The organism is Pseudoalteromonas sp. BZK2 (assembly GCF_014349195.1).
Lineage (GTDB): Bacteria > Pseudomonadota > Gammaproteobacteria > Enterobacterales > Alteromonadaceae > Pseudoalteromonas > Pseudoalteromonas simplex.
Window position 1 is genome coordinate 1 of sequence record NZ_JACSOG010000064.1, and the last position, 10,562, is coordinate 10,562.

At 40.6% G+C, this 10,562-nt stretch carries 9 protein-coding genes and 5 tRNA genes; 9 read left to right on the top strand and 5 right to left on the bottom strand.

Annotation, left to right across the window (positions count from 1 at the left end; genetic code table 11):
• Positions 1-102: 102 nt before the first annotated feature.
• Both BIZ38_RS21230 and BIZ38_RS21235 read right to left on the bottom strand, forming a co-directional pair.
• A tRNA-Tyr gene (locus BIZ38_RS21230) sits at positions 103-187 on the bottom strand.
• A 49-nt stretch (positions 188-236) separates the two neighbouring features.
• A tRNA-Tyr gene (locus BIZ38_RS21235) sits at positions 237-321 on the bottom strand.
• A gap of 112 nt (positions 322-433) precedes the next feature.
• On the opposite strand from BIZ38_RS21235, the gene BIZ38_RS21240 reads away from it, so the two are divergent.
• On the top strand, positions 434-949 hold the full coding sequence (locus BIZ38_RS21240; protein WP_054553651.1) for a VC2046/SO_2500 family protein: 516 nt from the start codon (positions 434-436) through the stop codon (positions 947-949).
• Between the two features lie 135 nt (positions 950-1,084).
• Complete coding sequence (locus BIZ38_RS21245) at positions 1,085-1,384, top strand: DUF6172 family protein (RefSeq protein WP_054553650.1); 300 nt, start codon at positions 1,085-1,087, stop codon at positions 1,382-1,384.
• Positions 1,385-1,457: 73 nt separating this feature from the next.
• On the opposite strand, the gene BIZ38_RS21250 is transcribed toward BIZ38_RS21245, so the two are convergent.
• From BIZ38_RS21250 to BIZ38_RS21260, 3 genes are all read right to left on the bottom strand, one after another.
• On the bottom strand, positions 1,458-1,898 hold the full coding sequence (locus BIZ38_RS21250; protein ID WP_138618601.1) for a hypothetical protein: 441 nt from the start codon (positions 1,896-1,898) through the stop codon (positions 1,458-1,460).
• A gap of 154 nt (positions 1,899-2,052) precedes the next feature.
• Positions 2,053-3,021 (bottom strand): cysteine synthase A, encoded by a 969-nt coding sequence (gene cysK, locus BIZ38_RS21255; RefSeq protein ID WP_054553648.1) that lies wholly within the window; start codon positions 3,019-3,021, stop codon positions 2,053-2,055.
• 240 nt (positions 3,022-3,261) lie between these two features.
• The gene (locus BIZ38_RS21260; RefSeq protein WP_166339738.1) at positions 3,262-5,595 is read right to left on the bottom strand and encodes a carbohydrate binding family 9 domain-containing protein; all 2,334 of its coding nucleotides are present in this window, start codon (positions 5,593-5,595) and stop codon (positions 3,262-3,264) included.
• Positions 5,596-5,810: 215 nt separating this feature from the next.
• Here BIZ38_RS21260 and BIZ38_RS21265 point away from each other — a divergent pair, with 215 nt between their 5' ends.
• The 7 genes from BIZ38_RS21265 to BIZ38_RS21295 all read left to right on the top strand — a co-directional run bounded on the left by BIZ38_RS21265 (position 5,811) and on the right by BIZ38_RS21295 (position 10,562).
• Positions 5,811-6,962 (top strand): dicarboxylate/amino acid:cation symporter, encoded by a 1,152-nt coding sequence (locus tag BIZ38_RS21265; RefSeq protein WP_166339740.1) that lies wholly within the window; start codon positions 5,811-5,813, stop codon positions 6,960-6,962.
• Between the two features lie 107 nt (positions 6,963-7,069).
• The gene (gene uvrY, locus BIZ38_RS21270; protein ID WP_054553647.1) at positions 7,070-7,720 is read left to right on the top strand and encodes a UvrY/SirA/GacA family response regulator transcription factor; all 651 of its coding nucleotides are present in this window, start codon (positions 7,070-7,072) and stop codon (positions 7,718-7,720) included.
• 8 nt (positions 7,721-7,728) lie between these two features.
• Positions 7,729-9,552, top strand: coding sequence for an excinuclease ABC subunit UvrC (gene uvrC, locus BIZ38_RS21275; RefSeq protein ID WP_054553646.1), 1,824 nt, complete (start codon positions 7,729-7,731; stop codon positions 9,550-9,552).
• Positions 9,553-9,594: 42 nt separating this feature from the next.
• Positions 9,595-10,140, top strand: coding sequence for a CDP-diacylglycerol--glycerol-3-phosphate 3-phosphatidyltransferase (gene pgsA / locus BIZ38_RS21280; protein WP_187491247.1), 546 nt, complete (start codon positions 9,595-9,597; stop codon positions 10,138-10,140).
• 139 nt (positions 10,141-10,279) lie between these two features.
• Positions 10,280-10,355 (top strand) — tRNA-Gly (locus BIZ38_RS21285).
• 12 nt (positions 10,356-10,367) lie between these two features.
• Positions 10,368-10,441, top strand: a tRNA-Cys gene (locus BIZ38_RS21290).
• A 34-nt stretch (positions 10,442-10,475) separates the two neighbouring features.
• Positions 10,476-10,562: transfer RNA gene (locus tag BIZ38_RS21295), tRNA-Leu, on the top strand.

Genomic DNA, 10,562 nt, shown 5'->3' on the forward strand with positions numbered 1-10,562 from the left:
AAAGAGTAAAGCTAGAAAGAGTAAAGCTAGAAAGAGTAAAGCTAGAAAGAGTAAAGCTAGAAAGAGTAAAGCTAGAAAGAGTAAAGCTAGAAAGAGTAAGAGTGGTGGAGGGAGCTGGATTCGAACCAGCGAAGGCTGAGCCGTCAGATTTACAGTCTGATCCCTTTGGCCGCTCGGGAACCCCTCCACACAAATTTTTACTATTGCATTTGGCCCCACTTCACTGAGAAGAAAAGTGGTGGAGGGAGCTGGATTCGAACCAGCGAAGGCTGAGCCGTCAGATTTACAGTCTGATCCCTTTGGCCGCTCGGGAACCCCTCCAATGCAACGGCGCTGATAATAGCAAACTGATTATTTAAGTAAAGAAAAAAACTAAAGAAAAATGCATAAATGCCGATAACTGGTTAATCAAGAAACTATTTGGCTAAAGACTATGCAAATTGATGGTTTGTTGCTCACAGAGAGTCAACTCGATAATCGTCTAAATAAAAGTGTTCACGAGCACCGCTCTGGAGAGTTTGCTTTATTACTCGCAATGCTTTCTCATGATGCGCTCGATTTTAGCCAGTTTCACCTACCAAAAACTGAATTAAGCAATCCTGAAGTATCTGAGTCAGCTCTGCGTACTGAATTAGGTGCTGGTCCTACACAACCATTAGCTCCCGAACAGTTTGACATGCTAATTGGGCAAGAAAATGCATTTAGACTATTGCAAGGTGGTTTATCAGATATAAAATTACGTCATTGCTTAAATCCAGAGCCTTTGAATGTTCGTGATGATAAGCAACATGTGCCGCTAGAAGTGATTGATAACTGTGAGCCAGCAGTTAGAAAACGCTTTTATGAAAAAAACAAACCCGTTGAGCGCCCACAAATCGACGCTGCCGCATTTTATGATAGTCTTACTAATGAGGCGATACATCAACCTCTGCATTTGGCGACAGCTTAGCATTCGAGGCTTAATCGAATTGTCATAGACTATGAATAAACTTAATAAAAAGTACAGCTAAATTAAGATGCGCTTGTTATAATAGCAGTCTATGGCTTAATGCCATTGTCATTGAACCAAGTTACTAGGACTATAATGAAGAAAACATTCACGCTAAACCACGAGAAAATTAAATACCCTCGTATGGTTGATGCAGCCAAGCACGAAGTAAAAAAATACTTGAAACGTGAGCGTAATAAAACACTCCCAGCAGGTGCCGACTATTGGGCGTTTGACTGTAAGTTTGGTGAATCAGCGGATGAGGCCAATGTCGTTCACGTGGCAGAGATTAATAAATGTATTAGCGATATTGAAGCAAAAGAGCTTACATCGTTTTATGTTGAAATCTTAGCGCGTCCTGCACAACGTCAACATCAAGAGTTTGACGAAGAGTAATACGAATATCAGTTCGCAGTAATACTCTAAAACAAAAAAGGGCCATCAGGCCCTTTTTAGTTTTAGTAATCAATTATCGCGCAAACGGATCGGCATTTATTTTTTCTATGTACCAATTGCCTTTTTTACGCATCATTTTCACACTGCGCATATCATCAATTTTCTTACCATTAAAATAACCCGTAAAAATCAAATTGATGTTGGCTTTATCGCCATACTGTTCGCGCAAGCTCATGTTAGTCATATCGACTTCAATCACCACTTCATCGTATTGCATATTGACTAAGTTGCGAGCGAACTGCCCAGCGGTACCATAGGATTTCATAATTCGCGCCATTTTCGGCGTGGCGTATTCCATCGCTTTATTTAAATCGTTTTGGTTATACAAAGCATCAAAATAGAGGGTCGCTACATTACCTGGGGTGTTTTTTTCACCTTTTGGTGCATCTTCAGAGCCGCAACCGGAAAGAATGCTGCTACTTAAAAGGATAAAAATTAAAAGTATATTTTTCATTGTTGTAGTTTTTCGAGTGAACTTAAAATAAAGTGTGTGACTAAATGAGCATGATGTAAAGTTAACTCGGTAAAATTAATAGTTTTATTTATTTAGGATAATAAAAAAGGATGCATGTTTGCATCCTTTTTAAAAACTAAGAGATTCTTGGTGATTACTGAACAAGCTCTTTATCGCTGAACTCTTCAGCAAATAATGGGCTTGATAAGTAACGCTCAGTTGCACTTGGTAAAATTACCACAATGTTTTTGTCTGCGTTTTCAGGTTTTTCAGCAAGGCGCTTTGCAGCAACTACTGCGGCACCTGAAGAAATACCCACTAAAATGCCTTCGTTTTTCATCAGTTCATGAGCCATGGCAATGGCATCTTCATTTGATACTTGCTCTGCAGCATCTACAACTTCTAAATCAAGGTTGCCAGGGATAAAGCCTGCACCGATACCTTGGATTTTATGAGGGCCCGGTTTAATTTCTTCACCAGCTAAAGTTTGGCTAATAACTGGCGAGTTAGTTGGTTCAACAGCAACCGATTGTACATTTAAGCCTTTCTCTAGTTTAAGGTAACGGCTAACACCTGTAATAGTACCACCAGTACCAACACCTGCTACGAAAATGTCGATTTTTCCGTCCATTGCTTCAAAGATTTCAGGACCTGTTGTTTCAAAGTGAATTTTTGGGTTAGCTGGGTTTTCGAACTGTTGTAAAAGAATGTACTTTTCAGGCTCACTTGCTTGAATTTCTTTTGCTTTTTGAATTGCGCCATTCATGCCTTTAGCGCCATCAGTTAAAACTAGGTTAGCACCTAACGCTTTTAATAATTTACGACGCTCAAGGCTCATTGTGTTAGGCATAGTTAGAGTTAGTTTGTAGCCACGAGAAGCCGCTACAAATGCTAGTGCAATACCTGTGTTGCCTGAAGTCGGCTCGATTAACTCTTTGTCTTTAGTTAAGACACCTGACTTTTCTGCTTCCCAGATCATTGAAGCACCAATACGGCATTTAACACTGAAGCTTGGGTTACGTGATTCTACTTTAGCAAAAACATTACCTGATGTTACGCGGTTAAGCTTTACAATTGGTGTATTACCAATCGTTAATGAATTATCTTCAAAAATGTTAGACATACTGTTCCCTTGGAAGCAATTTATTCAATCGTGATCAATGAGCTTAGGCTATTGATCTGTAATAGTCACACTTTACTGTGGTGAATAAAAAACGAAAGTAAAGTTTGGCTATAACATATAGCGAATAGGCTTAGATACCCAAACCATCTCAAGGTGCGAGTTTCAGTTGGAATTAATATAGTTTAGGAACAAGCAAACAAAGTAAGGGGAGGGCGCACCAAAAGGTGCGCTGATAAGGTCTTAAAGCAACCAAGCGTAGCTAAATTTAGCAAATAACGTGCGCTGCTCTTTAGTCATTGATGACAGCTCATCATCTTGATAGCCATTATCAGAGTAACCAGCAAAGAATACAGTTTGCGGATTCAGCTTGTAAGAATACAGTAGCTGAGTGGCTAACTTTTTATATTGGCTATCAACATCATCTATGTAATTAGCCTGATTGCGTTCTAAATCGGTATAAATGACTGCAAGGCGTAAAAAGCTATTCACGTTGAATTGGTAAGTTAAACGCACATCACTTAAATTGGCGGTAAATACTTCACTGCCATCGGCTTCAAGTTGCTCATAAGTATGACGTAAACGCACTTCAAAATGCTTACCAAGGTTCATATTCAGCACAGGGCGTATATGGAACTTATCACCAACGCGGTTATTAGCTAAATCAACGGCATTACCTGTGTACATATATAAAGAAGCAAATACCCCAGCGGTGGGTTTAAAGTCACTGTACAAGCCAACGCCATTTTCGCTAAACAAGTCGGTGTTGCCGTCGATATCTAAACGTGATTTGTCGTGGCGAAGGCCAGTGCGATTACGATGCTCAACAGAGACCTCAAAAAAGCTTTGTAACGGGCCGCTGACTGAAAAGCTGGTTTGTGCTTCTTTTTCGAGAAGTTCATTATTTTCGTTGTGAGTAATATCCCAATCAGCATATAGGTTAGCGCGATTCCACCAATTGCCTTTATCGCCATACCAGCGGTATTCGCCACCAGTCGTAAACTTTTTAAAATCAACTTGTGAGATAAAGCCTAAGTCAGCTCTCAAATCGGCATCGCGGTAATTATAATCGGCAAATGCGCGCCAGTATTTCTCGTCGTGTTGATACTTTAGGTAGTAACCAGTACCTGATTGCTGCTCTTTACTTAAAACACGCAGTACGCCTTCGTTGTAGTCGCAGTCACTATTTAATTCACAACTCACTTGCTCGGGTTGTGAGCAGTTATCCCCATCACATAACTCGTCGATAAAATCTTGGCTGTATTGCGTTTGTGACTTTAATACTTGCACTAAGAACACATCGTTTACTGTTGGTTTGTATTTACTATCCAAACTATAAACTGTGTTTTTATAGTCATCACTTTGTCTGTGTGTTGCAGTTGACCCAAGTGATAAGCCTGATTCAAAATCGTATCGATAACGCAGGGCACCGTTTTCACTTTTCTCGTCTAGGGCGACAAGAGATGAACCTAAATTGCCAGGGATCAACACATTGGTTTGCGCGTCATTGGCAATGAAGCCGGCAAATGTATGACCATTTTTGCTGCCGGTGATTTTCGTGCCGTAATCTGGCTGGGCAATATTACGGGTATGAATAAGGTTAAGTGTAGAGGCAAAGTAGTCAGCGTTATCTAAAAAGAAGGCACGCTTTTCAGGGAAGAATAAACTAAAGTTATTGTTCACACTCAATTGTGCAACATCTGCTTCAACCTGAGAAAAGTCAGGATTAATCGTCGCATTTAAGGTGATATCTGGGGTGATCCCCCATTTAACATCTAGGCTGGCTTCAGTATTGTTCTCTGACTCCCAATCAGCTACTTGAGCGCCATCAATATCACGGGTCTCATTTTTGCCAAGCACCAAAGATGGAATAATCGCTACGTTATTGCCTTGCTTTGCTTGTTCAAAGCCTTGGTAACTTGGCATTTGGCAAATCCAACAATTGTTCCCGTGGTCAATCTGCATATTTGAGATACGTAACCGTTCACTGCGCGGTAAAAAGCGTAAAAACTCCATTGCCATCGTTTTAGTCGCTACGCTGTCGTCAAAATTCAATACGCGTAATGGAATGGCCACTTCAACTGTATAGCCTTTATCATGAATAACACCGACGCTATCCCAAATACCATCCCATGATGAGCTTTCTTGCTTGGTTAGTTCATTTTCTATTGAGTCTTGCTGTACGCCAAGAGGATTAATAAAAAATTGATAGGCTAATTGAGAGTTATTGTATGAATCTATTTTTAGGCCAACTAAGTCATCATCCCAGGCGGCATCACGATCACGATAAAAAGCACGAATAAGTTCTGGGTTTGGGTCATTCGCTTCAAAGCCAATAAAAAGTGTTTCGCCATCTTCATAAACATAGGCGTGGGTGGTAACTGGGCTTTTACTGTTTTCATAAGGCCAAGTAACGTTGCCTATGGTAATTTTTTTTGCACGTTGCCAACTTGGTTCATTAAGCTGGCCATCGATTGTTGCCTGCTCTGCAATAAAAGGAAGGGTGACAGGCTGGCTGGTGGCCAAGCTGGTAAAAGGCACGCTCAATAGAGCGGCACTTAACATTGATTTATACATAAGCACTATACGGGTATTCAAAACTGCGAGCATGTTATTAATTTGCAACTTTGTTAACAAATGCAACGCGACAGGGCGCATATATTTACGTTCAAATTAGATTCTAACAAGCTGTGGTGGTAATTTGCGCAGTTAAACGTTAATTTGGCTGTTTTATAACAAAAGTAAACTAAAACGTGGTAAAAGATTACCACCTAAAAATTGAAGTGATCGTTATGAATTTAATTCTAAAATTAATTGCTGGTATTGTTGCCGGTATTTTAGTGGGCTTATATGTGCCACTAACAGGTGTTGAACTCCTTTACACAGTAAAAGAAATAATAGGTCAGTTGATCACCTTTACCATCCCGTTAATTATTTTATTTTTTATCGCATCAGGTATTGCTGGTTTACCAAAAGGGTCAGGCCACTTGTTAGGAAAAACAGTTGGCTTTGCATATGGTTCAACCGTTATTGCTGGAACCTTAGCGTTTTTACTTGTCAGCGCTATGATCCCATTGTTTGATGGCGGTTTAACGTTTGAAGCAGAAGTTGCTACCGAAGTGGGCAGCTTTATTGATTTAGAAATTCCACCTCTTATGAGTGTAATGACAGCACTTGCTGCGGCGTTCATTTTTGGTATTGGTATGAGCCAATTACAGCTTGATACTTTAAAGAAAGTATCAGATCAGGGCCGTGATGTGATTGATGGCTTACTAGCAAAAGTAATTATTCCTGCGTTACCTTTTTACATTGCTGGTGTATTTGCGGAAATGACCGTTGCAGGTACGGTGGTTGATACGCTACAAACCTTTGGTATTGTTTTGCTAGCTGCATTAATTATGCATTGGCTATGGCTAACTGTTTTATATGTATCTACAGGCATTTTACTAAAGCGTAATCCATTAGAGCTTGTAAAAAATATGCTACCCGCTTATTTTACTGCTTTAGGTACAATGTCGAGTGCAGCAACAATTCCTGTTTCGCTTCGCTCAAGTAAAGCAAATAATGTAAAAGAAGATGTGGCTAACTTTACAGTACCTTTATGTGCAACCATCCATTTATCGGGCTCAACAATTACGATTGTGACATGTGCAATGGCTGTCATGTTCTTATCACCGAATATGGATGTACCATCGTTATTTGGTATGTTGCCATTTATTATGATGCTAGGCGTTGTAATGATTGCTGCGCCTGGCGCACCAGGTGGGGCAGTTATGTCGGCATTGGGTCTTTTAACAAGTATGCTTGGTTTTAATGAAGGTGCGGTTGCATTAATGATTGCACTTTATTTAGCACAAGATAGCTTTGGAACTGCCTGTAATGTAACAGGTGATGGTATCATTGCCCTATGGGTTGATCGTTTCAGCGAGAAAGCATCAGCTTAAATTTAATTAGTGAAACGATATTTTGATTTATCGTTTCACTTTTTCTGTGCTAATGTGGCACATTAAATTGTGCGAAAGCAGCTATTTGGTTATTTGAGGGTGTTCCATTGATTAATGTACTTTTAGTTGATGACCATGAACTTGTACGGACAGGGATCAGACGTATACTTGATGATGTTCGCGGTTTTAAAGTGGTGGGTGAAGCTAAAACCGGTGAAGAAGCGGTGCAATTTTGCCGTCAACATTCACCAGATATCGTGTTGATGGACATGAATATGCCAGGTATTGGCGGTTTAGAAGCGACAAAGAAAATCTGTCGTTATTGCCCAGATGTAAAAATTATTGTGCTTACTGTGCATTGTGAAGACCCATTCCCAAGTAAAGTAATGCAAATCGGTGCACACGGTTATCTGACTAAAGGTGCCGGTTCTGATGAAATGGTTAACGCCATTCGTGCAGTGAATGCAGGACAACGTTATATTGCGCCTGAAATTGCGCAGCAAATTGCGCTTGCCCAGGTAAGTGGGCGGACAGATGAAAACCCTTTCCAGAGTTTGTCCGAGCGTGAGCTGCAAATCATGCTGATGATCACTAAAGGTGAGAAAGCGCAAGACATCGCAGAGCGTTTGAACCTCAGTTCAAAAACGGTGAATAGCTATCGCTATCGCATGTTTGAAAAGCTAAATGTAGGGGGGGATGTTGAACTTACCCATTTAGCAATTCGTCATAAAATGATCGACATTGATAGCTCGCATTAATTTGCTCAATGTCTGATTTCGAACCAGCCCGTTTTTTAAAAACACTATCAAGTGAGCCCGGTGTCTACCGAATGCTTGATAGTGAAGGGCAAGTTATCTATGTCGGTAAGGCAAAAAATCTAAAAAAGCGTGTCAGTAGTTACTTCCGTAGCAATGTAACTGATAGTAAAACGCGTGTCTTAGTCAGTAATATTTGCGGTATTGAAGTCACCCTGACTAACACCGAAACCGAAGCCTTATTACTCGAAAACAATCTAATAAAAAAATATCAGCCTCGTTATAATATTTTGCTGCGAGATGATAAGTCATATCCATATATTCTGTTAACAGATCATAAGCACCCGCGACTTGCTTTTCATCGTGGTAGCCGAAAAATTAAAGGCGAATATTTTGGTCCATTCCCAAGTGCGGGAGCGGTTTCTGAAAGTTTGCGTTTAATGCAAAAAATTTTTCCGGTTCGCCAATGTGAAGATGCCTATTATCGAGCGAGAAGCCGTCCCTGTTTACAATATCAGTTAAAGCGCTGCTCAGCACCGTGTGTAAATAAAATCTCCGATGAAGAGTACCAACAAGAAGTTGATTTTGTCCGTAAGTTTTTGCTGGGTAAATCTCATGAAGTTATCGCCGATTTAGTCACAAAGATGGAGCAAGCAAGTAAAGAACTTAAATTTGAGCTTGCGGCCAAAGTCCGTGACCAAATCATGTTGCTTCGAAAAATGCAGGAGCAACAATCTATTTCAGGTAATCATGCCGAAATGGATGTAGTGGGTTTTGCGCATTTAAATGGTTTAAATGCGGTTCACTTATTAATGATCCGCGACCACAAAGTGCTAGGCAGTAAAACTTATTTCCCTAAAGTACCAAAAGACTCCGGTGAAGAAGAAATTCTAACCTCGTTTTTAGGTCAATATTATTTAGCGCCCGGTGCAACGGGGCGTATTGCCAAAGAAATTATCTTACCGTTCAGTATTGAAGAAAGTGAGCCATTAAGTGAAGCGCTTACGGCTATCTCTGAACGTAAAGTGAGTTTAAAAGTTGCTAATCGCGGTGAGCGGGCACAGTATTTAAAGCTTGCTAATAAAAATGCCCTTAATAGCATTAGTGTTAAGCAAAGTACCCAAGACTCCATTAATAAACGTTACGCACAATTAAAAGAAACATTACGTCTAGATGATATTAATCGCATGGAATGTTTTGATATCAGCCATACAATGGGTGAAAACACGGTAGCAAGTTGTGTGGTGTTTGATTCGCAAGGGCCAAATAATAAAGAATATCGCCGATTTAATGTTACTGGCATCACAGGTGGTGATGATTATGCTGCGATGGAATTTGCACTTAATAAACGCTACAACAAAGTTGTCGATGAAGAAAAAATTCCAGATGTCATCTTTATCGATGGTGGTAAAGGTCAATTATCTCGTGCTGAGCAATATTTTGAAAACTGGCCGCATAATAAAATGCCATTGTTGGTAGGTGTTGCAAAAGGTACTAGTCGAAAACCAGGTTTAGAAACGCTATTAATTGATGGCGGACGTAAAACAATACCACTTGATTCAGATGCGCCAGCGCTGCATTTAATTCAGCATATTCGTGATGAGTCGCACCGTTTTGCTATTGCAGGGCATCGCAATAAACGACAAAAACAACGCACACAATCATTGTTAGAAGAAATTACCGGCGTAGGACAAAAACGCCGACAAGCATTATTAAAATATTTAGGGGGCATGCAAGGGGTAAAAGCTGCTAATATAGACCAATTAAAACAAGTTCCTGGGATCAGCCCTGAAATGGCTGAAAAGATATTTAATCATTTGCATGACAAGGCTTAGCCTTCGTGCGAATATAGTAAAAAAAGACATCTCCAAGTAGTTATGTGGAATATTCCAAACACACTCACAACCTTTAGACTTTTTCTTATCCCCATTTTTTTGGTGATATTTTATTTGCCTTTCTCATGGGCATTTTTTGCAGCTGCGTTTGTTTTCTGGCTTGCGTCAATCACAGATATCCTTGATGGCTATCTAGCGCGTCGTTTAAATCAGTCAACGCCTTTTGGTGCGTTCTTAGATCCGGTTGCTGACAAAGTAATGGTGTGTGCAGCACTGGTTGCTTTATCAAGCCACTATCAAAGTTTGTATATGACTATTCCGGCATTAGTGATTATTAGCCGTGAAATTGTTATCTCTGCCTTACGCGAATGGATGGCAGAGCAGGGTAAACGTGACAACGTAGCTGTATCAAACATGGGCAAGTTTAAAACTGCGGCACAAATGCTAGCCATTATTGGTTTGATCTGGCAGTTTGATACATGGATGATCTACTTAAGTTATGGCCTTTTGTACGTCGCAACATTGTTAACGCTTAGTTCTATGTTGCAGTATTTAATGGCAGCATGGTCAGAATTGACCAAAAATTGATCCTAAACGTTTAATTACACACCGTTTTAGATAAAAAATAAGCAAACAGTTCAAAACTAGCATTTTTTATATTGACGCGTTTAATAATCTCTGTAGAATGCGTCCGTGTTGAGAGGGCATAGCCCCCAAGATAAAGAAAGCGGCACTAGCTCAGTTGGTAGAGCGCAACCTTGCCAAGGTTGAGGTCACGAGTTCGAGCCTCGTGTGCCGCTCCAATTATCTAATTTGGCGGAATGGCAGAGTGGCCATGCAGCGGATTGCAAATCCGTCTACCTCGGTTCGACTCCGGGTTCCGCCTCCATTCAACACTCCACGCGCTCTATGAGCAACCCGATGCCCGGGTGGTGGAATTGGTAGACACAAGGGATTTAAAATCCCTCGCTGGTAACAGCGTGCCGGTTCAAGTCCGGCCCCGGGCACCA

Coding starts and splice junctions, on each gene's coding strand:
- BIZ38_RS21240 (WP_054553651.1), top strand. CDS start 434: ATGCAAATTGATGGTTTGTTGCTCACAGAGAGTCAACTCGATAATCGT.
- BIZ38_RS21245 (WP_054553650.1), top strand. CDS start 1,085: ATGAAGAAAACATTCACGCTAAACCACGAGAAAATTAAATACCCTCGT.
- BIZ38_RS21250 (WP_138618601.1), bottom strand. CDS start 1,898: ATGAAAAATATACTTTTAATTTTTATCCTTTTAAGTAGCAGCATTCTT.
- cysK (WP_054553648.1), bottom strand. CDS start 3,021: ATGTCTAACATTTTTGAAGATAATTCATTAACGATTGGTAATACACCA.
- BIZ38_RS21260 (WP_166339738.1), bottom strand. CDS start 5,595: ATGTATAAATCAATGTTAAGTGCCGCTCTATTGAGCGTGCCTTTTACC.
- BIZ38_RS21265 (WP_166339740.1), top strand. CDS start 5,811: ATGAATTTAATTCTAAAATTAATTGCTGGTATTGTTGCCGGTATTTTA.
- uvrC (WP_054553646.1), top strand. CDS start 7,729: ATGTCTGATTTCGAACCAGCCCGTTTTTTAAAAACACTATCAAGTGAG.
- pgsA (WP_187491247.1), top strand. CDS start 9,595: ATGTGGAATATTCCAAACACACTCACAACCTTTAGACTTTTTCTTATC.